Source organism: Puerhibacterium sp. TATVAM-FAB25 (assembly GCF_046535855.1).
Classification (GTDB): Bacteria; Actinomycetota; Actinomycetes; order Actinomycetales; family Cellulomonadaceae; genus Puerhibacterium; species Puerhibacterium variabilis_A.
The window spans coordinates 73,987-94,732 of the sequence record NZ_JAXUAK010000013.1; the positions used below are offsets into that span (position 1 = coordinate 73,987).

Here is a 20,746-nt window from a genome sequence, read left to right on the forward strand (position 1 = left end):
CGCGACACCCGCGGGGCCCTGCGCGCGTCAGCCCTGCAGCACCTCGCGCAGCCGCTTGGCGAACGGCTCGGGCTGGCCGGTCTGCCCGTACTCGCCGCCGAGGAACCCGTCGTGGCCGCCGGGGAACTCGAGCGGCTCGGTCCCGAGCCGCTCGGCCAAGGCGATCGCGGCGCGGCCGGTCATGACGCTCCGCGACTCCTCGCCGTACGCGGGCACCACGACCGTCGGCGCGGCGCGCACCGCCTCGAGGTCCGGCTCCCAGTCCGGGTACGTGCGCATGTTGATGCCCATCAACGGCTCGTCCCGCGAGCCGTCGTCCTCGGTGGGCATGCCGAACATCGCCGGGTCGGGCGCCGGCATCGCGACCACCTCGTCGGTGTACTCGCCCTCGTGGCTCACGATCGCGATGAAGTGCGCCATGCCGGCACCGAACCCCTGGGCCATGTAGATCTCGTGGTTGCGGCGCATGGCTGCGGCCGCCAGGTCCCGGTCGGGCAGCACCGCGGGCAGCGGCGGCTCGTGCGCCACGAGCGTCGCCACGTCGTCGGGGTGCGCTGCCACCCACGCCAGGGCCTCGACGGCGCCGCCGCTCGAGGCGAAGACGTCGACCGGGCCGCCGCCCACCTCCTGCACCAGCCGGTGCAGGTCGTCCGCGCGCGTGTCCGGCGTCACCGGGTCGTCGCCGGTCAGCGTGCTGCGCTCGACGCCGCGGGGGTCGTAGGTGACCACCCGCCGGTCGTCGAAGTGGCCGGCGAGGGTGGTGAAGCCGGCGGCGCCCATCGGCGACCCGATGAGCACCAGGGTGCGCTCCGAGCTCGGCGCGGCCGGCTCGCGCACGTCGTAGGTCAGGACCGCACCGGGGACCTCGAGGGTGCGGGTGGTGGGCTCGGGCATCGTCGTCCTCCGTCGTCGGTTCGCTGCGGTCAGCAGGGAAGACGGCGGGTGGATGCCGAACTCATCGGCGGGCGCGGGCAGCGCGCGCAGCAGGCCGAGAACCTTCTCGGCCGGGACCTCGCACGGCCGCAGCACCGGGCCCGACGACGTCAACCACACGTTCGCGCCGAAGCTGTCGGCGCCGCCGAGCTGCTCGGCCTCCAGCGTCACGGTGCGGCCGTCGCCGCGCGCCACGCGGCTGACCGCCCAGGGCCGCCCCGCGATCTGGAACCGGGTCCAGCCCTCCGGCACGCGGGCGAGCAGGCGCCCCAGCTCCTCGGGCCCGACGTCGCCCGCCGCGGCGCCTACGCCCGCCGCGCCGGCCTCGCCCGCGTCCGCCACCGCCGTCGTCACCCCTTGAAGGCGTGCAGCGCCTCGACGACGAGCGCGTGGTCGTCCTGCTGCGCCAGCCCCGAGACGGTGACGACGCCGACGATGCCCACGCCCTCGACCCGGACCGGGAACGCGCCGCCGTGCGCCACGTACTCGGTGAACGGCAGGCCGTGCTTGTGGTTGAAGTCCTGGCCCTTGGCGCGCGCCCTGAGGCCCTGGAGGTACGACGACGTGCCGAACCGGTAGACGGTGCGGACCTTGCGCTCGACCCAGGTGTCGTTGTCGGGCGTGGTGCCCTCGCGCGCGGCGTGGAACACCTGCTGGGTGCCCTTGCGCACGTCGATCGTCACGGCGTGGTTGCGCTCGGCGGCGAGCTCGAACAGCAGGCAGCCGAGGCGCCAGGCGTCATCGTGCGTGAACCGCGGCAGCACCAGGTCGCGCTCCTCGGCCTCGACCTGGGCGATGGCCGTCGCGATGTCGGTCTCGTCGATGTCACCGGAGGTGTGCGCGCGGGTGGTCGTCATGGGTCCAGGGTGGCACGGGCGCCGGACGTTCGGCGGGTGACCGGCGGGCGCGCTGTCCGCGCTCGCCGGCCACTCGCCCGGTCACTCCGTGGCGGGCGGGCGACCGGGTCGGCGCACCATCCCCTGGCCGTCCTGCGCGAGCCGCGGCACGAGATGGAACCCGTCCGGAGTGTCCGGGTCGTACAGGACGACGGCGTTGAGCTCCCGCAGGTCGCGCAGCCAGGAGCTCAGCCGCAACCTGCCCACCGCGCCCGGGCCCTGCCCCGCCCGACGACGCGCCTCCATGCGCAACATCGTCGGGTGGTAGCCGTGCTGGTGCTCCGGTTTCACGTGCAACCAGGGCAGCAGGTCGTCGTCCGGGTGCGGCTCGGCGGAACGAGACGTCATGGGTGCCTCCCACGTCAGGAGGAGCCGTCGCCGAGGCTTGAACGAGCCGCCGGCGAGAGCTGCCTCGCACTTCCCGCGGCGGTTGCCGGCGGGCCGGTCTTCCTCCTGGGGCACCGTGCGCGAGGGGCGCGGTTGCCGGACCAGCACGCGGAGGGCGTATCGCTGATCGCTCGTGACCTGGACGCGGACGGTAGTGCAGGTCAAGGCGGTGACGCAAGGACGCTCAAGCGCGGCGAGGCAGCGCTGAAGGGCTGCTGGGATCGGGGAGGCGGCCCAGGAGGCGCGAGACGAGAGCTAGCCGACCGCGGCGACTGCTGCGACCACCTTCTCAGCGGCGGCGGCAGGGCTCTCGTGCTCCCACAAGCGGAGCACCTTCCAACCCATGGCTGACAGCACCCGATCGGTATCGCGATCGCGCACCTGATTCGCCGTCAGCTTCCTCGTCCACCAGTCGCTGTTGGCGCGAGGTCTGGTCCCGTGCTCCGGGCATCCGTGCCAGAAGCATCCGTCGACGAAGACAGCGATCCTCTTTCGCGTGAAAGCGATGTCGATCGTCCTGCGTCGCTGCCCTGGGACGGGGTAGGCCACGCGATATCGCAACCCACGGGCGTGAAGCTGCCGGCGTATCGCGAGCTCGGGCGCAGTGTCGCGGCGGCGAGCCGTACTCATCCGCCGCGACACGACAGCCGAGGACGGACCAGGGTGCGCTGGGACGAACTGCGGATTCAACGTCAGCTCGCAAGCGCCTCGACGTGCACGTCGGAGCCGCGGGCGGTCTCGGCAGCTGGCTCCAGGATCCTCATGAGATCGGGCTGATGGAACGTCGGCGTGCCGATCGACGGCGCGACCGTCTCATCCCAAACACGAGTCTGCGAGCACGCCTCATAGAGACCGGCCAACGCGGGGTCGTCCGGAAGTGCGGATCGGAAGTGGTGACCCATGAACTGGACGAGCGCGAACTTGACCGCACCGACGTGGACGGCGTTGCCGAACTGCTTGTAGAAGGCGCGGTCCCACTGCTCCGGCTTTCTGGATCCGTCGTGCCGCAACCGCGCCATGGCCTCATACACGCGGTCCGGGAATCCCTGGAGACGCCCGGCCTCGTACGGACTCAGCCGGCGCATGTCTGACCCGAGGATCGGCGTCTGCGTGATTGCCACGAGCGCAGGGGCGTACGTCGCCTTTTTTATCCGGATGCCGGAAGGGCGAAGCTGAATCAGACACTCGTCAAGAGAGCGCGCGTCGCCGGCTTGCCACTCGAGCTTCTTCCAACTGTTGTTGCCGAGAGCGAGGATCTCCTCGCGCGCGCCCGCCGCATCGATCTCGGTGGCGTAGTCGTCCAGGAACTTCACTGACTTCCTGACGAAATCCGCCTTCCACGGTTGCCCCATGGCCGCCGCTTCCGCGTACTGCGACGCTCGCCACGTCGGTTCTGCGACACGGAACCAGATCGGATGTCCAGGGAACGGCACGGCACCGTCCGGAAGGCCGTTGTTCACGACAGCAGCCAAGAGGTCGCGCCAGGGGGCCACCCACTCCTCGTCGGCGACCGCGAGGTCTCGGCCATCGACGTCGCAGAGACTCGCCAGGCGTGCGGCCGTCTCCGGGTCCGCTGAACGAAGCCACGCCTCGCTGATCGCCGCAGGCGCCTCGTCCCACAGCTTCGTCTCGGCGATGCGCCACGTCGTAGGATCCCAAGACCCGAAGTCGAACCCGGGAAACTCAGTTTCGTTCACCGCGAGGTCGCGACGGATCGCCATGATGTAGACGCGCTCACGAACCTGCGGCCCTCCGCCGAGATGGTTCGCGATCTTGTGCGGCGAGATCAGCGTCGGCTTGTCGCTCACGACATAGCCAACCCCACGGAGCGCTTCGACGATCGTCCTGAACGTCGAGTCCCTGTGCTTGGGGCCTACGAGGTTGCGCACGTTCTCGAGAAAGACGATCTTCGGGTGCTTCTCCGCCACGATCCGAAGAATGTTGTAGAAGAGCGTTCCGCGCGTCTCGTCGAGCACACCCTTCTGGTGACCAGACTTGCTGAACGCCTGACAGGGAAAACCGGCAGCGAGGACGTCGAAGTCAGGGATGTGCTTCAACGTTCCGCCACCGGCACGGCGAGCAGTCTCGGCGAGCTCCGCGATCGTCGACACGTCGTCCAGGGGCGGCACGTCGTCGTTGATGTCCCGGGTGAACGGAAAATCTTCGGCGACATCCGCGAGCCATGCGGTCTTGTACACAGCGCGCGCGTCGTCGTCCATCTCCGCGACGTAGACGCACTCACCGCCGAGCGCGCTGAGGGCGGCATGGAACCCGCCGATACCTGCGAAGAGATCGACGAACCTAAACGTGGACAAACCGACCCCCAGAGGTACGCACCGAGGACGCGATGATACGTCCGGGTGACGGGCAGAGCTAGTCCGTGATCCACAGCGTCGCGCGTCGCCGGCCGGGCTCGCGGCCAGCGCGCCGGAGGTCTGGCGCTCCGTCATGCAAACCCCGGACCGCGACGTCCTGAACGGCGGAAAGTTCACCCTCTCGCCGCCTCGGCGCCGCGACACGATGCGAGTCGCTCGCGGCGGGCGATGTGTACTGTTTCCAGCACTATGCGGCACGCGGCTGAGCAAGGGGGACTGCTGGTGGAGTACGCCAGCGCCACCTCCAAGTCTGCAGCGGTGGCAAGGATGTACCTGCTTGCCGGCATCCCTGCCGAGCCCCTTGGTCCTGGGAGCAAGGAGAAGCGCTCCGCGCTCGAGGCACTCGGCTCCGCTGTAGGACTCGATCTCCGCGAGACCCGGACCAAGCACCGTTGCGCAGAGGAGATTGCCCACGCCGTCGACGTCGCCTGGGACGACCGCTGCAGGTCGACCGGAGACACGATCACGCTCGAGGGGATGAACCGCCTCGTCGATGCGGTGGCTCTCGCGCGGCTTCGAGCCGTATCGGCGGACGAGTCCGCCAGCCTCGTAGAACGACTTCTTGCCTCTCGAACACCGGATCCCTACCAGGGATCGCAACCGCACGACAAGGAACCCTTCATGCCGCAGGACGCCACCGAGCTCGAGCAGAACATCGCTGACTACCTCGCGCGGCTCAGCGAGCCAGGGCCGGTGCCCGAGGACTTCGACGAGCCCCACGAGAGGTTCGCAGCCGAGGACGTCCGCTTCGACGACGGCTCATGGCGCCAGCGTCTCGCCGATGTCCAGGCGTGGCTTCATTTGCCGTCCCCGCTCGACGAGACGTCACCTGCAGCGTTCGACGCGAGCCTCAGCGGCGCACTTGGCCTTGAAGTCTCCGCCATGCCGGAGGATCTCCTCGACTCCCTCGCCCAGCGGCTCGACCGCGCTCTGGCACTCCGCGAAGAGTTCGCGGCTGCGATGGAGCGGACCGTCGAAGGCACGGAGACTCTCACGAGCGCTTCCCTGAAGTGGTCCGACGCCTGGGAGGACGCGGCGGAGGACGACGGTGTCGAGCAGAGTGGCCAGATTGACGCCACGGCAGAGACATGGCCGATCCAGGACTTTGTGCAGCGTGCGCGCTACGGCCAGCTCAACCTCAGCCCCTCCTACCAGCGTGCTGACGTCTGGCCGACCGGGGATTCTCAGCGGCTCATCGAGTCGATCCTTCGGGGCATCCCCCTGCCGTCCGTAATCATCTTGGAGAAGGTGGTCGATCGACGCACCGAGTATGAGGTCGTCGACGGGAAGCAGCGCCTCACGTCAGTCCTCCGGTTCATCGGTGCCCACCCGCACGCTGTCGAGGTCGTGAAGCAGAAGTCCGACGAATGGTCCGAGCCCGGGGCGCTCGAGTTGTTCAGGCGCAATTACCCCGAGTTCAAGGCGCTATGGGCCAAGCACGAGAAGCAGCGTCTGACAGCGCAGGTGGAGCGGCAGAATCACTTCCCATTCCCGCTCCGGGCAACCGACACTGCAGACAGCCGCAACCCGCTGACCGGCGACCGGGAAAAACTTCGCGGCAAGTACTACTGCGAGATCCGTGAAGAGATCATCGAGATCCAGGGGCAGCCGCTGCCCGTGAACGACATCTTCGAGATGGCTTCGACCTACAAGGTTCCAGTCATCAAGTACAAGAAGGTGACGACGGCGCAGGTCCACGAAGTCTTCTCTCTCTACAACAAGCAGGGCAAGCACCTGAACGCCGAGGAGATTCGCAACGCGCTCTACCACGAGCTCCATCTGATGCGAGCGCTTCTCGTGACCGCAGGCGACTCGAAGGACGTGAAGGTTGTCGCCGACTTCCTCGTCGACGACTGGGACGACCTTCGATCGACCGGTGAGATCCTCACGCAGTACGCGTTCGGTGACGTCGGCTACAAGCGCACCAAGATTCTCTCGTGGGTCGCGGCCGCGCTCTTGCTTGAGGAGCCCGGTGTCACAGCGATCACCCGCTCGACCGCAGGCCAGATCAACGCGCTGCTCCACCGCGTGAGCGAGAACAAGCGAGATCACCTCCGCAACCCCGAGATCGTGCGCCAGCTGATGCTCCTGATTGACCACGGCCTCGATGCTCATGCGGCACCAGCCGAGGTTTGGTCGAAGTCGTTCCGAAGCGGCAGCGAGAGGGGTTCAGGGAAGTGGCAGGAGCTCCGACTCGTCGCGAGCCTCATCGGCCTGACCGCAGCGGCTGCCGTGCTCGGTGACGATCTGACGGACGCGTTCGAGAGTGTGGCGCCAGATGTTCTCGAGGCCTCGGCAGCCTGGGGCAAGCCTGCGCGCAATCAGTCCAAGCAGCAGTGGGACTGGATCGGGTTCGTCGTCGGTCAGCTGCTCGAGCTGGTCGGAGTGGACGCTGACAAGGCGGACCGCGCGCTGCGGGAGCGCTTCGGCTCGTCCGGCCTCAAGACCCTTGTCGGTCTTCCTGAGGCCGCCCAGCAGTCGTGAACGAGAGCAGCACGCCCTACGGCACTGAGACTGTCTCTCTCGCGGACCCGCTCGTCGCGTCCTGGTGGTCCGCCTACTCGAACCGGCTTCAGGTGTCCGGCATCGGGAGCGCGAGCAGGGAAGTGATTGGTGCCGATGCCCGGTACATCGTCGAGAACGGCATCTTCGGTGCTGGGCCAGCCGGTGCGCCAGCGTGGCCAGTGTCCCGCGAACGCCGCGGTCTGGTGATGGGTGCGGTCCAGTCCGGAAAGACCGCGTCCATGATGGCAGTCGCTGCGATGGCGCTCGACGGCGGAGTCGATGTCCTCATAATCCTGGGCGGCACCCGTACGGCACTGTGGGTGCAGACGCTCGAACGCTTCGTCGATCAGCTCGACACCCTGCCTGACTCTCATCTGAGACGGGTCCGGATGCCAAGCGGCCCCCCAGGTGCAGTCGAGGGTACTGACTTAGACCTGCTGTACTCGATGAACACGGGGCGAGCTACCCGTGCCGTCGAGCGCAGGCGTCCGATCGTGTGCGTCGCGATGAAGAACACCGCGCATCTAGAGAGGCTCGGCCGCGCCCTCCACGAGACCGTCTTCCCAGCCGCGAGCCGGACTGGCGAGCCCTTTCACCTCCTTGTCATCGACGACGAGGCCGACGACTCGTCTGTCGTGGACGCAAGTGCCGACGGGCCTGATCAGATCGACCTGTTGCGCAAGCAGGTTCCACGCCGGATTGTCGATCTTTGGGAGTCCCGCCAGCGCCCCGGTCAGACGGCTGAGCCAAACCTGTACGCGACGTACCTCGCGTATACCGCTACACCGCAGGCGAACTTCCTGCAGGACGTGCGTAACCCGCTGGCACCCGTGGACTTCGTCGCGAGCCTGCGCACTCCTGGCTCGTCCGGTGATCCACGAGTCCGTGAGTCGTCCTACCGCGTGCCAGAGGGCCTCAAGGGTTGGTACACCGGTGGGGAGATCTACTACAAGTCACTCGTCTCCGCCCCGCTCTGCGTACCGACGGACGCGGCCGAGCCGGACGACCTCGTGCCCGACGCCGCGCGCGCGTACCTCGTCGCTTCTGCCGTGCGGGTACTTCGTGAGGCGGAGAGGCTGAGCCCTGCTGCCGCCCGTGGCCGAGCGTTTGGCTCACGGGACGAAGCCAAGAGCAGCGTCGTGCCAGTGATGTCGATGCTGGTCAATCCGTCGGCAGCGATGGAGAGCCACTTCGACGTCGCAAATAGCCTGCTCGCATGGTCGTACGGTTCAGATTCTGAGATACCTCGCGAGGCCGACGGGCCGTCCGGGCGGCCACTGGGCACGCGCGGCATCGAGCTCGACATGGACGAGAACGCGGGACGCTGGGCAGTGTGGCTCGATCGCTACCGTGCGACCGCGAGCGAGGTGGAACGTACTTTCGCGCTCGACACTCCGCGGCCCGTCCCTGCTGCCGAGTCGTGGGACGAGGTGCGCCGGACCATCCTGACCGAGCTGGTCCCGGGAACCGGCGTCTCCGTAATCAACAGCGACGAGAAGGCCGACGACCGCCCGGAGTTCTCGCCGCGCAAGAACGACGACGGCACCTGGTCTGCCCCTGCCAACCACTCGACGATCTTCGTTTCTGGCAACGTCATGTCGCGCGGCCTGACGCTAGAGGGCCTGACCACGACAGTCTTCACCCGGAGCGCCTCGACGCCACTCGCCGACACCCAGATGCAGATGCAGCGCTGGTTCGGCTATCGCGGGGGATACATCGAGCTGTGCCGCGTGCTCATGCCGCAGGATCAGATCGACCTGTTCACCCAGTATCACGAGAACGACGAGGCGCTCCGCCGCGACGTCCTGGCCGCGATGGAGGCGGGCAGCACCCCTGACCTGACGATCTTGCAAGGTCGTTCGTTCCTCGCGACAGGCAAGATCGCCAACCTCCGGTCCGAGCCACTGTTTCCTGGGCACGAGCCGTTCATCAGGCACATGAATGCGCCCGGGAACGACGACGACAATCTCAAGCTCGTCTCCGAGCTCTTCAGCGGCGACGCTCACCCCGTCCCTGACGAGTCGGCGCGGCGCGGTTTACTCCTCGACGAGCCAGTGAACCTTGTCGAGGCGGCTGACATCCTCGATCGACTGCGGTACGCCGACCACGGCGCGTCTCCGACAAGCGTGGAGGCAGCGCGGTGGATCTCGGTCGCGCATCACGCACAGATGCCCGACGACGACCCGCTGGTGCCGTTCTACCGTGCACCGGTCGTGGGCGCCTCGGTCGAGCTAGGCGTCTCCTCGCCCTACTCGATCGCTGCCTACCTACGGCTCTGGGCGGCAGCCATCACGCGTGGTGTGCCTGCCTTGATGACTACCGACGCCCGACCAGTGCGCTGGAACATTCTCACCTCTGCCGAGCGCGAGAGGCGCGAGCCGCGGTTCTGGCTCGGCCTCCGCTTCGGCGCCGGAGACCCTGTGACCGAGGGCCCGCTCTCCTCCCTGCGGTGGCCGGTCCGCCCGATGAAGCGCCGGCTGGTCGACGCGACGAATGACCTCGACGGCACCTGGGGCTCCCGGAACCGAGCAGGCGAGACGATCCGCGGCGACGAGGTCTTTGACTACACGGCTCGGGGCATCGACCCGCCCCTGAACCTTGATGGGGCCCGCCTGCCGGGCTCGGACGGCATGATCCTCTTTCACGTGATCGGTCGTGAGGACGGTTCGCAGACCATCGCTGTCGGTCTCGGCATCCCGCTCGGCGGTCCGGACCATATCCGTGCACGAGCGGGGACCGAGTCGTGACCGCCATGACCAGCGCGACGTTCGAGGCGTTGCGCGCCCGGCTCGAGCGCCACCCACCTGCAGCCGCCCAAGATCTGCGCGAGCTTGTTTGGGCTGACGGTCAAAGGTCGCTCGCCGGCTCCCGAGACGTGAACGGCGCGCTTGAGGTGTTCATCGTGGGCCGTGCGCTGCAGGCGATCACCCCGACGCTCAAGGCGGTGCTGCACCACCAGGTATGGCAGACCTCGACCGGGGAGTCACTCGACGCGAACCACATCGTCCTGCCCGACGAGGCCAACTTCCCAGGCGTCGCCGCATTCATCTGTGCAGAGCTTCTGGCCAACGGTCTGGTCGCCGACCCGCAGACCGCCTTTGCGCGGACCGAGCCGGTGATTGCCGCCCTCCTGCAGCGCGAGCAGATCGGGAGCCAGGTACTCGTTGGCCTTGCCGGCGAGCTCCTTCTCCTCGAAGCGCTCACCCGGCACGCGAAGTCCGCGCGATGGGTTGCGGCTACGTGGCAGGGCAGCGCACCGTCCTCGCGGGACTTCCAGCTTGGTCCCGTTGGGGTCGAGGTCAAAGCCACGACGAGCGCCTCGTCCACCCACTCGGTGCAGGGATTTCACCAGGTCGAACTTGGCCATCCCGACGGAGGCGAGCCCGAGACCGATCTCTACCTCCTGAGCGTCGGACTGCGCTGGCTTCCCCCGACCACAGACGGCGGTACGTCGATCCCAAGGCTCGTCGACACCATCGCGTCTCGGCTGGATCCCGAGGCGCAGGATCAGTTCCTTGCCCGCGTCCGCCAGTATGGCGGCGATGCCGGGATCGGCTACGACCATGCTCGAGACAGTACCGACGTTCGCTACTCGAGGAGGTTCCTCCCCGCGTTCGAGCGGCTCTATGACATGACCGACGAGAGAATCCGGCTCCTACGCTCGAACGACGTCGAGGGCCGTCCCCACATCGATCCGGCATCGATTTCGTTCCGTGTCGTCCTTCCGGCACAGGTAAACGGTGATCTCAATCCGATAGTCGGGATCGAGCCGATCGCCGACCACATCGTCTCTACGGTTGACACCCACCTTGAGCGGTAGCCCGAGGACCGCCTCGATCAGTAAGGGCGGAACTCACCGCCACCACCCCGGTACTTCAACCCGAACCCGCGCTCGAACAACGGGTTCTCCGTGTCGTCCGGCACGTCCCCGAGCTGCTGCTCCACCTCGGCCATGCTCGACGGCAGCTCGAACGGCAGCGTGCCGCCCGGCCGCTCCTTGCCCAGCACCGTGCGCAGCAGCACGTCGTCGGACACCCCGTAGTTGGCCAGCACGGCGTCGGAGTGCTCGAGCACGTTGCCGAGAATCAGCGGCCGCGACAGCTGCGGCGACGCCACGGTCGTCGCGCCCGCCTCGTGCGCCGCTACCAGCGCCCGGTAGTCGTCCTCGTCACCGGAGAAGTCGAGCCCGGTCAGGTCCTCCCCGCCACGGGGGTCGGCCAGCCGCACGACGGCCAGGTCGGCGTCGGCCGGGTCCTCCACCACGCGCAGGCCGAGCGCCTCCGCCGCCTCGCGCTCCACGCCGTACAGATAGACGGCCAGCCCGTGCTTGCCGGAACGCACCGGGAGCGTGCGGCCGTCGTCGTGCAGCAGCGTCAGCGACCGCGCCTGCATCGCCTCGCCGAGCCGGTGGTGCGCCTCCGCCCCGACGACGCGGTCGGCCGCGGCCGGGTCGACGTACGGGTCCTCGAACAGCCCCAGCCGGAACTTCTGCGCCAGCACCCGTCGAGCGGCGTCGTCCACCCGCTCCTCGCTGAGCAGCCCCTGCTTGACCGCCTGGACGATGTACTCGGGATGGTCGTCGCCGCCGACGATGTCGACGCCGGCGTTGATGGCGCTCGCGAACCGCTCGGCACGGGTCAGGTCCTCCACGCCCCACGGCATGCCCACGCCCCACGGGCCGACGAATGACGCCGGCGGCCGGTTCTCCCGGCACTCCTGCGGGCAGTCGCCGGTGATGCCCCAGTCGCTGGTGATCACGCCGTCGAAGCCGTACCGGCCGCGCAGCAGCCCCTGCAGCAGCTGCTCGTTGTGGCCGGCGCCCACCTGCTCCACCGACTCCCCGTCGAGCCGCAGGTCCTTGAGGATCGAGTACGTCGGCATGACGCCCGCGGGGTTGTTGCGGAACGCCGCCTCGAACGGCACCAGGTGCTCGCCGAAGTTGCCGCCGGGGAACGCCGCGAACCGGCCGTAGTAGTAGTGGCTGTCGTAGCCGTTGACCTGCGCGCCGTAGCCGGCGAAGTGCTTGACGACGGTGGTGACGCCGTCGCGCGCCACGCCGTCGTCGTCGCCCTGCAGCCCCGCGACGTACGCGGCGACGTGCCGCGCGGCGAGCTCCCCGGTGGAGCCGAACGTGCCGTTGATCCGCGTCCAGCGCGGCTCGGTGGCGATGTCCGCCTGCGGCGACAGGGCCTCGTGGATGCCGACGACGCGGTACTCGCGCCGGATCACCTCGCCCATCCGCTCGGTCAGGCGCGGCGAGTCGATCGCGCCGACGCCGATCGCGTCCGGGAACGCGGTGAAGTCCCCGTTCGAGACCGTCTGCCCCTCGGTGACCGTGAAGCCGTGGCGGGGGTCGGTGCTGATCTTCAGCGGGATGCCGAACGGCTGCTCCTCGGCGGCGGCCTGGAGGTCGTTGTGCTCGGTGGCGAGCTCGACGGCGCCGACGCCGAGCCGCGAGATGTAGGTGGTGACGTGCTGCTCGAGCAGCGAATCGAAGGCCGCGCGGTCGTAGGTGCCCTCCCCGCGCAGGCTGCCGTGGATCAGCTGGCCGGCCTTCTCCTCCAGGCTGAGGCGCCCGACGAGGTCGGCGGCGCGCCGCTCCGGGCTGAGACGCCAGTCCTCGTACGGCGTGAGCTTCCCGTTGCGGTCCAGGTCGCGGAACCTCGCCCCGTCGACCCGCAGGATGGGGGCCGAGCGGCTCTCCAGCGCCGGCTGCTGCCGGCCGTGACCTCCGTGGGCCGGCATCGCGACCGCGCTCACCCCGAGCGCCGACGGCGCCACCACGGCGAGCGTCGCGGCCATCGCCGCGCACGCCGCCCCTGCCGTCACTGCCCGTACCGCGCGCGTCGACCTCGTCGTCATCGCGAACACTCCCTCGTGTCGTCGGTCGTTGCGACCGTAACGGCACGATCCGGGCATTCGCACCTCGTGCTCACCCCGTTCAAGGCGCTCACCAAAGCGCTTGCCTGGCCGTCACCGCCGACCCGTAGAATCGTTTCGACCCCGCGCGCGCCCGGCCGTCGGCCGCCCGCGCGGTGCACCTCCGGGCCGACCGACCGGCCGACCGACCGGGACGACATCGCCCCACGGCGCCCCGCGCGCTGCACCACCCCACCCACCGCCGTCGGAGGCCCCATGACCACGCCCACCACCTCGCGCCCGTTCGTGCCCGTGGTCGACGAGCGGCGCGCCACCGTGATCCTCGTGGCGATGGCCATCTCGACCTTCCTGTTCGTGCTGGTGGAGAGCCTGCCGAGCGGCCTGCTCACCCTCATGGCGCCCGACCTGGGCCGGTCCACCTCCGAGATCGGCCTGCTGGTCACGGGCTACGCGCTGGTCGTGCTGGTCGCCTCGGTGCCGCTGGCGCAGTGGACCAAGCGGGTCCCGCGCCGGTGGGTGCTCTCGGTGTGCGTCGGCGTCGCCGCGCTGGCCACGCTGTGGGCCGCGTTCGCCCCCACCTACGAGCAGATCATGGCCGCCCGGCTCATCACCGCCCTGGCCCAGGCGCTGTTCTGGGTCGCGGTCATCCCCGCCACCACCGGCCTGTTCCGGCCCGCCGTGCGGGGGCGGGTGATGGCCCGGCTGGCCGTCGGCAACTCCCTGGCCCCGGTCCTCGGCGTGCCGGCCGGCACCTGGCTGGGCCAGCAGGCCGGGTGGCGCACCACGTTCTGGGCGGTCGCGGCGCTGTCTGCGGTGATCTTCGTGATCGTCATCGTGATGTTCCCGCTGGTGCGCCCCTCCGAGGGCGGCGCCTCGCGCGCCCCGTTCCCCCACCGCCGGCGGTTCTGGACCCAGCTGCTGACCACGGTCTTCGTGGTCACCGGCTCGTTCGGGCTCATCACCTTCGTCACCCAGCTGCTGCAGGACGTCGCCGGGTACCGCCAGGAGGACATGTCCTGGCTCCTGCTCATCCAGGGCGGCGCCGGCGTGGTCGGTGCGCTGGTGGTGGCCCGGTTCATCGACCGGCACCACACCGCCGTGCTGCTGACCATCCTCACGCTGATCACCGTCGCGCTCGGGCTGCTGTGGCTGGTCGGTTCGAACCCCGTCGCCGCCGTGGCCTGCCTGGCGCTGTTCGGGTTCGCGTTCTCCACCGTCCCGCCGACGCTGTCACACCGCATCATGCTGGTCGCGCCCGGCTCGACCGACATCGGCATCGGCCTGCACTCGTCCACCTTCAACCTCGGCATCGCCGCCGGGTCGGGCCTGGGCGCGGCGCTGACGGCCGCCGTCGGCGTGCACGCCGTGCCGGCGGTCGGGGCGGGGCTCGTGCTGCTCGCGCTGGTGGTCACCGTCGTCGAGGAGCGGACGAACGCCCCGCTGCCGCAGCACGGGCACGAGCTGGACGCCACCGTGGCGCCGCAGGCCGCCGAGGTGGCCGCCGACTGACCGCCGAGGCGTCCGGCAGCACAGGCGGGGCCGGGCACACTGAGTCCGTGCCCCTCTCCGTGTCCGACGACGACCGCTGCCCGTGCCTGTCCGGCGACGCCTACGGCGCCTGCTGCGGGCCGATCCACCGCGGCGAGCGCCCCGCCCCCACCGCCGAGGCGCTGATGCGCTCGCGCTACAGCGCCTTCGCCGTCGGCGACGCCGCCTGGCTGCTCGCGTCCTGGCACCCGCGCACCCGGCCGGCCACCGTGGACCTCGACGACGACGTCGCCTGGCGCCGCCTCGACATCCTGGCCACCCGCGCGGGCGGCCCGTTCGACGACCAGGGCGAGGTCGAGTTCGCCGCCTTCTGGCGCGACGCCGCCACCGGCGAGCGGGGGCGGCTGCACGAGGTCAGCCGGTTCGTGCGCGAGCCCGCCGGCCCGGGCGGGCGCTGGCTGTACGTCGACGGCGACACGCAGCCCTGAGCCGGGGCGGCCGGCGCCCCCGCACCGCACGAGCACCGCACAGCACGACGGCGGGGTGGTGGGTCCGTCCCCACCACCCCGCCGTCGGGCCTCCTGCGACGACGACGCGTCAGTCGCCCAGGCCGGCCTTGAGGTCGGCCTCGTAGTCCTTCAGGTACGCGGAGAACTCGTCCCCGAACAGCGGGTCGACCTGCATGTAGTTGGTCGACATGTACTCCTCGAAGGAGTCGGTCTCGACGTACTCCTTGCTGGCGTCGACCCAGTACTGCTTGGCCTCGTCGGAGATGCCGCCCGGGGCGATGATGCCGCGGTACTGCGAGAACGTGACGTCGATGCCCTGCTCGACCGTGGTGGGGATGTCGGCGAGCTCCTCGTACTCGTAGCGCTCCTCGGCGATGACGCACAGCGGCTTGAGGTCACCGGACTCGAGCTGGCCGATCACCTCGCCGGGGTTGGTCAGCGCGACGTCGACGTGGCCGCCGAGCGCGGCCGCGATGGCCTCGCCGCCCGACTCGTAGGGCACGCGCTGGAAGGTGACGCCCTGGTCCTTCTCGATCAGGCCGAACTGGATCGCGTCGTTGCCGGTGGCGCCGCCGGACACGGCCACGCGGACGTCGCCCGCCTTGGCCGCCTCGACCACGTCCGTGCAGGTGGCGTACTGCGCGTCGGACGGGACCACCATGATCGTGGAGTCCTGCCCCACCTTCATGATCGGGGTGAACGACTCCCAGCTGAACGGCACGTCCTGGGTGAGCGCCAGGTTGATCAGCGCGGTCTCGGTGGCCAGCAGGGAGTCGGCCTTGCCCTGCAGCCCCAGGAAGTTGGCGTAGCCGATGGCGCCGCCACCGCCGTCCTGGTTCTCCACCGAGAACGACTTGCCGGTGACCTCCTCGAGGCCCGCGGCGATCGAGCGGCCGGACAGGTCCGAGCCGCCGCCCGCGCCCATCGGCACGATCATCGTCAGGCGGTCGCCCGGGTCGAACCCGCCGCCGTTGCCGCCGGAGCCCGAGGTGTCCACGCCCGCGCACGCGCCGAGCGTGAGCGCCGCGGCGCCGAGGCCCGCGACGAGTGCCGTCTTCCTGAGAGCTGCCATGGTGATGAGTCCTCCTTGACCCGGGGGGGGTTGAGTGATGGGATGCCCCGCCGGCGAGAGCGCCGGCGGAGCGGGTCGTGCTGATCGAGGTGCTGATGAGGTGCTGATCGAGGTGCGACGGCGGTGCGCCGTCACTCGTCCCTGCGGCGTCCGAGCTCCGGACCGCCGGTGCCCGGACCGCCGGTGCCGCCTCGCTGGGTCCCGGCGACGCCGTCCGCCGATCGGTGCGGGGCCGCCGTGGCGCCCACGGGGGCGGCCCCGGGCGCCGCGGCGTCGGCCGCGTCCCCGACGGCGAGCTCGGCCGCCGCCGTCGCCTCGGCCTTGCGGCCGCCCGCGAAACGCTTGAGCAGCGCCGGGACCGCCATGATCGCCGCGGTCAGGACGAGGATCCCGAGCGACAGCGGCTCCGTGAACAGCACGGTGAGGTCGCCGTTGGCGTAGGACGACGTCTGCACGAGCGCCTTCTCGACCATCGGGCCGAGCACCAGGCCCAGGATCAGCGGCGCCGTCGGGTAGCTGAACTTCTTGAAGAAGAAGCCCGCGACGCCCGCGATCAGCAGCACCGGCAGCGCGAACAGGTTGTTCTGCACCGCGTAGGCGCCGAGCATGCTGAAGAACAGGATGGCCGGGTACAGGTAGGCGTACTTCATCCGCAGCACCTGGGCGAACGCCGGCGCCAGCGGCAGGTTGAGCACCAGCAGGATCACGTTGCCGATGAAGAACGACGTCAGCAGGCCCCAGACCAGGCTGGGCTGGTTGTCGAAGAGCAGCGGGCCCGGCTGGATGCCGTACATGACGAACGCGCCCAGGAGCACCGCGGTGGTGGTGCCGCCGGGGATGCCGAGCGCCAGGGTGGGCACGAAGTTGGCGTTCGCCGCGGCGTTGTTGGCCGACTCGGCCGACGCCACGCCCTGGATGGCACCCTTGCCGAACATCTTGCGGTGCGGGCTGACCTGCTTCTCGACGCCGTAGCCGACGAGCGCGGCCAGGGTGGAGCCGGCGCCGGGCAGGCAGCCGAGCAGGAACCCGATGCCGCTCCCGCGCACGATCGCGGGCATCGAGTCCTTGATGTCCTTGGCCCGGATGACCATGTCCTTCATCCGCGTGCGGATCGGCTGCACGCCGCCGTCGCCGATCTGGCTGACGACCTCACCGACGGCGAACACGCCGATCATCACGACGACGAAGTCGATGCCGCCGAGGAGGTTGACGCTGCCGAAGCTGAAGCGGGACTGCACGAAGCCGGACGACATGCCGACCGTGGACAGGAAGATGCCCAGCCCGGCCATGACCAGGCCCTTGGCCAGGTTGTCGCCGGAGAAGGAGATGATCGTGAGCAGGCCCATGATCATGATCGCGAGCATCTCGGCGGGGCCGAACTTCAGCGCGAAGGTCGCGAGCGGCGCGGCGACCAGCATGAGCAGCACCAGCGACGCGATCGCGGCCACGAACGAGCCGATCGCGGCGATGGCCAGCGCCTTGCCCGCCTGCCCCTTGCGCGCCAGCGCGTAGCCGTCGACGACGGTGGCCACGGCGTTCGCGTCGCCCGGGGTGGCGATCAGGACGGCCGCGATGGTGCCGCCGTACTGGCAGCCGTAGTAGATGCCGGCCAGCATGATCAGGGCCGTGACCGGCTCCATGCTGAGCGTGAGCGGCAGCAGGATCGCGACGCCGGTCGTGGCCCCGAGGCCCGGCAGCATGCCGATGACCGTGCCGAGGAGCACTCCGACGAAGCACCAGAGCAGGTTCTCCGGCGTCAGGGAGGTCTGGAATCCGAGCAGGATGTTGTCGAGCATCTCTACGCCTCCCTTCAGATCAGCCCGAGCGCGCCGGTGGCGAGCGGGACGTTGAGCGCCATGCCGAACACGAGGTAGCCGAACGCGAAGGCGCCGACGCCGGCGACGAGGCCCACCCACAGCGGCTTCTTCTCGACGAACGTCAGCAGCACGACGACCATCAGGCTCAGCGCCAGGAGCAGTCCGATCGCGTAGGCCAGCACGACGGCCAGCAGGATCACGCCGAAGACGACGGCCACGGCGCGGTTGCGCTGACGGCTGGTGCGGCCGAACACGTCGAGCTGCGCCGCCTCGTCGGCGGCGACGCCGTCGGCCCCAGCGCCGTCGGCCTCGGCGGGCGCCGCGGCGACCGCGGAACGCTCGGCCCGGAACGCCTTGAGGCACTCCCAGGCGCCGGCGACGACCATGAGCGCACCGGCGGCGACCGGCATCATGCCGGGGCCCACGAGGCCCTCCGGCGTCTCGACGCCGTAGCCGATGCCGCCGAGGAGCACCGCGGCGCCCAGCGCCAGCAGGGCCAGGCGCATCACCCACGCGCCGGTGCTGACCGTCGCCGTGCGCGCGCTCACTGCCCGCCTCCCTGGTGTCGGGTGGCGGTGCGCGGCGGGCAGCTGCCCCGCCGCGCGGTTCCAAAGCCGAGCCTCATCATCGATGGCTGCCTCTCTGCGGGAGAGCCCCATAGCTCTCACCCTCACTGCGTCGATCCAATAGGATCTATCCGAGAACGATCCGTAGTGTGCCATGTCACACCAGCCGGTGCAATCACTGCTGACCTGCGGCGATCGCGGTGTGCGCCGGTACGGCGGCCGGCTCGCGGAGCCGAGCGACGGCGGGGGCGCCTGGGCAGGCCCGGCGCCCCCGCCCGGGCTCAGACGATCGCCGGGACGCGGTTCTCCTGCGTGCGGCGGCCGAGCGCGACGGCGATGCCGAAGGCGCGCTGGGTGGGCCCGAGGTTGGCCTTGTTCTGGCCGACGATCCCGTAGGCGGTGCCGTGCGCCGGCGTCGCGATCGGCACCGGCAGGCCGCCCTGCACGGTCACGCCCTGGTCGAAGCCCATGAGCTTCATCGCGATCTGGCCCTGGTCGTGGTACATCGTCACGACGCCGTCGTACTCGCCGTCGCGCGCGGCGATGAAGACCGTGTCCGACGGGAACGGCCCCGACGCGTCGATCCCCTCCGCCTGGGCCAGGCGGACGCCGGGGGCGATGTGGTCGATCTCCTCGCGGCCGAACTGCCCGCTCTCGCCGGCGTGCGGGTTGAGCGCGCACACCGCCAGGCGCGGCTTCTCGACGCCGTTGGCGTTGACCACCTCGTGCAGCAGGCGGATGGCGTCGAGCACGGAGCGGGCGCTGATCCGCTCCGCGACCTCCTTGACGGCGCAGTGCGACGTCACGCGCGACGTGGTGAGCCCCGGGACGAAGTTGAGCTCGGAGGTGACGCCGTCGTAGCCGAGCTCCTTGGCGAACCAGCGCAGCTCGTCCTCCTCGTGCATCCCGGCGTCGTGCAGGGCCGACTTGTTCAGGGGCAGGAACATGATCGAGTCGACCTTGCCCTGCTTGAACAGCTCGAGGCACTCGAGCAGGTCCTGCAGCACGCGCGAGCCGCCGGCCACCGAGGCCACGCCGCGCTCCACCGGCTGGTCGGCGAGCCGGGACCCCACGAGCGTGACCTTGCCGGGCTCGGGCTCGGTGGAGGTCGGGACCTCGACGCCCACCTCGGCGCTGTAGAAGTCGACCTCGGCCTGGCTGGCCAGCAGGTAGATCTCCGCCTGCTCGCGGTTCTCCTCGCTGGCGAGCAGCTTCATCGCCAGCTCGGGGCCCACGCCGGAGGGGTCGCCGAGCGTCAGGGCGAGCCGGGGGCGGGTGGTCACGGTCGTCGTGGTCATCGGTTCTCCTCGCGGTGGTGACGCAGTCGGCCGTCGGGGGACGGCGTCGAGCAGGGGCTCGGGTCCGCGGTGCCGTGAGGTGCTGCGCGCCTCGTCCTCGAGCCGTCAGGGCGCCGCCCGGTCCTTTCCGGGTGGCGTGGTGCGTGGATCCTATGGGATCTATGTGGTGCGTGTCACGCCGAGCTGCTGATGGGGGCGGCGGGCTCAGCGCTCGGCCGCGGCCTCCGCCTGCGCCCGCTGCGAGACGCCGTGGAGGTGGCGCGCCATCGCCCCGACCGCCGCCGCCCGGTTGCCGACCTGGAACGCCGCGAGGATGTCCGCGTGCTCGCGCAGGGCGTCGGCCGAGTCGGTGAGCCCGACGTCCATCGTCTGGCGCATGCGGTGCACGTTGGCGCCCAGGATGGAGGCCATCTGGTCGATGAAGCGGTTGCCGCACCCCCGGATGATCGCCTCGTGGAAGGCCCAGTCGGCGCGGAAGTACTCCAGCAGGTGCCGTTGGGTGATCTCGCCGGCCGACTCGGCGCGGTCGAGACCGTAGCGCTCGATCACCGCCTGGTGCTCCGCGTGGGCCGCCTCCAGCCGCTCCGCCAGGCCCTCGGCGCCGACCGCCCGCTCGACGGCGGCGAGCTCCAGCACCTCGCGGGCGTCGACGAGCTCCGCCATCTGCGCGGCGGTGAGCGGCGCCGTCACCGTGTACCCCTTGAGCGCGGCCCGGATCACCAGGCCGGTGTGCTCGAGCTGCACGAGCGCCTCGCGCACGGGGGTCTGGGAGACACCGAGCTCGCGCGCCAGCGAGTCGATGCTCAGGGACTGCCCGGGCGCGAGCTGCTGGGTCATGAGCATCTCGAGCAGGGCGTCGTGCACGTCGTCCCGCAGGATCTTGCGCGTCAGGGGGACCGTTGCTCGGGGCGTGAGCGGGACCGTCTTCGTCGACATGGCCGCCATCCGTTCAGGTGTGATGAGCGTTACTGCCTGGATCCTATAGGGAAACGCCTCGGGTCATGAAGGACCGCCGGCGAC

General features: G+C 70.0%; 16 protein-coding genes and 1 riboswitch. Of the genes, 5 read left to right on the top strand and 11 right to left on the bottom strand.

Features of this window, described 5'->3' with window-relative positions:
• Positions 1 to 27 precede the first annotated feature (27 nt).
• The 5 genes from U5M74_RS12495 to dcm form a co-directional block, all read right to left on the bottom strand.
• Positions 28 to 1,287, bottom strand: a complete 1,260-nt coding sequence (locus U5M74_RS12495) for an alpha/beta fold hydrolase (RefSeq protein WP_410909267.1) — start codon at positions 1,285 to 1,287, stop codon at positions 28 to 30.
• Positions 1,284 to 1,790 carry a heme-degrading domain-containing protein gene (locus U5M74_RS12500; protein WP_410909268.1) on the bottom strand — a complete coding sequence of 169 codons (507 nt, stop codon included), beginning with the start codon at positions 1,788 to 1,790 and terminating at the stop codon, positions 1,284 to 1,286. The genes U5M74_RS12495 and U5M74_RS12500 overlap by 4 nt, the downstream gene beginning before the upstream one ends.
• A gap of 81 nt (positions 1,791 to 1,871) precedes the next feature.
• Positions 1,872 to 2,177, bottom strand: a complete 306-nt coding sequence (locus tag U5M74_RS12505) for a hypothetical protein (RefSeq protein WP_410909269.1) — start codon at positions 2,175 to 2,177, stop codon at positions 1,872 to 1,874.
• Positions 2,178 to 2,238: 61 nt separating this feature from the next.
• A riboswitch (SAM riboswitch) is annotated at positions 2,239 to 2,355 on the bottom strand.
• 116 nt (positions 2,356 to 2,471) lie between these two features.
• The gene (locus tag U5M74_RS12510; RefSeq protein ID WP_410909270.1) at positions 2,472 to 2,846 is read right to left on the bottom strand and encodes a very short patch repair endonuclease; all 375 of its coding nucleotides are present in this window, start codon (positions 2,844 to 2,846) and stop codon (positions 2,472 to 2,474) included.
• Positions 2,847 to 2,908: 62 nt separating this feature from the next.
• Positions 2,909 to 4,666: a DNA (cytosine-5-)-methyltransferase gene (dcm, locus tag U5M74_RS12515; protein WP_410909271.1), complete on the bottom strand. Its 1,758-nt coding sequence runs from the start codon at positions 4,664 to 4,666 to the stop codon at positions 2,909 to 2,911.
• Positions 4,667 to 4,813: 147 nt separating this feature from the next.
• On the opposite strand from dcm, the gene U5M74_RS12520 reads away from it, so the two are divergent.
• The 3 genes from U5M74_RS12520 to U5M74_RS12530 are packed head-to-tail and all read left to right on the top strand — an operon-like array spanning position 4,814 to position 10,916.
• A complete protein-coding gene (locus tag U5M74_RS12520; protein WP_410909272.1) occupies positions 4,814 to 7,075 on the top strand; it encodes a DUF262 domain-containing protein in 2,262 nt (753 codons plus the stop codon).
• Positions 7,072 to 9,843 carry a Z1 domain-containing protein gene (locus U5M74_RS12525; protein WP_410909273.1) on the top strand — a complete coding sequence of 924 codons (2,772 nt, stop codon included), beginning with the start codon at positions 7,072 to 7,074 and terminating at the stop codon, positions 9,841 to 9,843. The genes U5M74_RS12520 and U5M74_RS12525 overlap by 4 nt, the downstream gene beginning before the upstream one ends.
• 5 nt (positions 9,844 to 9,848) lie before the next feature.
• Positions 9,849 to 10,916, top strand: a complete 1,068-nt coding sequence (locus tag U5M74_RS12530; protein ID WP_410909292.1) for a PD-(D/E)XK motif protein — start codon at positions 9,849 to 9,851, stop codon at positions 10,914 to 10,916.
• 17 nt (positions 10,917 to 10,933) lie between these two features.
• On the opposite strand, the gene U5M74_RS12535 is transcribed toward U5M74_RS12530, so the two are convergent.
• Positions 10,934 to 12,958 carry a glycoside hydrolase family 3 protein gene (locus tag U5M74_RS12535; protein WP_410909274.1) on the bottom strand — a complete coding sequence of 675 codons (2,025 nt, stop codon included), beginning with the start codon at positions 12,956 to 12,958 and terminating at the stop codon, positions 10,934 to 10,936.
• A gap of 273 nt (positions 12,959 to 13,231) precedes the next feature.
• On the opposite strand from U5M74_RS12535, the gene U5M74_RS12540 reads away from it, so the two are divergent.
• The gene (locus U5M74_RS12540) at positions 13,232 to 14,485 is read left to right on the top strand and encodes an MFS transporter (protein ID WP_410909275.1); all 1,254 of its coding nucleotides are present in this window, start codon (positions 13,232 to 13,234) and stop codon (positions 14,483 to 14,485) included.
• A gap of 47 nt (positions 14,486 to 14,532) precedes the next feature.
• Positions 14,533 to 14,952 carry a YchJ family protein gene (locus tag U5M74_RS12545; protein WP_410909276.1) on the top strand — a complete coding sequence of 140 codons (420 nt, stop codon included), beginning with the start codon at positions 14,533 to 14,535 and terminating at the stop codon, positions 14,950 to 14,952.
• A 109-nt stretch (positions 14,953 to 15,061) separates the two neighbouring features.
• Here U5M74_RS12545 and U5M74_RS12550 read toward each other — a convergent pair whose 3' ends face one another.
• From U5M74_RS12550 to U5M74_RS12570, 5 genes are all read right to left on the bottom strand, one after another.
• Positions 15,062 to 16,045 carry a tripartite tricarboxylate transporter substrate binding protein gene (locus U5M74_RS12550; protein WP_410909277.1) on the bottom strand — a complete coding sequence of 328 codons (984 nt, stop codon included), beginning with the start codon at positions 16,043 to 16,045 and terminating at the stop codon, positions 15,062 to 15,064.
• Between the two features lie 131 nt (positions 16,046 to 16,176).
• Positions 16,177 to 17,841, bottom strand: a complete 1,665-nt coding sequence (locus U5M74_RS12555) for a tripartite tricarboxylate transporter permease (RefSeq protein ID WP_410909278.1) — start codon at positions 17,839 to 17,841, stop codon at positions 16,177 to 16,179.
• Positions 17,842 to 17,855: 14 nt separating this feature from the next.
• A complete protein-coding gene (locus tag U5M74_RS12560) occupies positions 17,856 to 18,410 on the bottom strand; it encodes a tripartite tricarboxylate transporter TctB family protein (RefSeq protein WP_410909279.1) in 555 nt (184 codons plus the stop codon).
• Positions 18,411 to 18,709: 299 nt separating this feature from the next.
• Positions 18,710 to 19,726, bottom strand: a complete 1,017-nt coding sequence (locus U5M74_RS12565) for a 4-hydroxythreonine-4-phosphate dehydrogenase PdxA (protein WP_410909280.1) — start codon at positions 19,724 to 19,726, stop codon at positions 18,710 to 18,712.
• Between the two features lie 204 nt (positions 19,727 to 19,930).
• The gene (locus U5M74_RS12570) at positions 19,931 to 20,662 is read right to left on the bottom strand and encodes a GntR family transcriptional regulator (RefSeq protein WP_410909281.1); all 732 of its coding nucleotides are present in this window, start codon (positions 20,660 to 20,662) and stop codon (positions 19,931 to 19,933) included.
• Positions 20,663 to 20,746 lie beyond the last annotated feature (84 nt).

Coding starts and splice junctions, on each gene's coding strand:
- U5M74_RS12500 (WP_410909268.1), bottom strand. CDS start 1,790: ATGACGACCACCCGCGCGCACACCTCCGGTGACATCGACGAGACCGAC.
- U5M74_RS12505 (WP_410909269.1), bottom strand. CDS start 2,177: ATGACGTCTCGTTCCGCCGAGCCGCACCCGGACGACGACCTGCTGCCC.
- U5M74_RS12510 (WP_410909270.1), bottom strand. CDS start 2,846: ATGAGTACGGCTCGCCGCCGCGACACTGCGCCCGAGCTCGCGATACGC.
- dcm (WP_410909271.1), bottom strand. CDS start 4,666: ATGACGGAGCGCCAGACCTCCGGCGCGCTGGCCGCGAGCCCGGCCGGC.
- U5M74_RS12530 (WP_410909292.1), top strand. CDS start 9,849: ATGACCAGCGCGACGTTCGAGGCGTTGCGCGCCCGGCTCGAGCGCCAC.
- U5M74_RS12535 (WP_410909274.1), bottom strand. CDS start 12,958: ATGACGACGAGGTCGACGCGCGCGGTACGGGCAGTGACGGCAGGGGCG.
- U5M74_RS12540 (WP_410909275.1), top strand. CDS start 13,232: ATGACCACGCCCACCACCTCGCGCCCGTTCGTGCCCGTGGTCGACGAG.
- U5M74_RS12550 (WP_410909277.1), bottom strand. CDS start 16,045: ATGGCAGCTCTCAGGAAGACGGCACTCGTCGCGGGCCTCGGCGCCGCG.
- U5M74_RS12555 (WP_410909278.1), bottom strand. CDS start 17,841: ATGCTCGACAACATCCTGCTCGGATTCCAGACCTCCCTGACGCCGGAG.
- U5M74_RS12565 (WP_410909280.1), bottom strand. CDS start 19,726: ATGACCACGACGACCGTGACCACCCGCCCCCGGCTCGCCCTGACGCTC.
- U5M74_RS12570 (WP_410909281.1), bottom strand. CDS start 20,662: ATGTCGACGAAGACGGTCCCGCTCACGCCCCGAGCAACGGTCCCCCTG.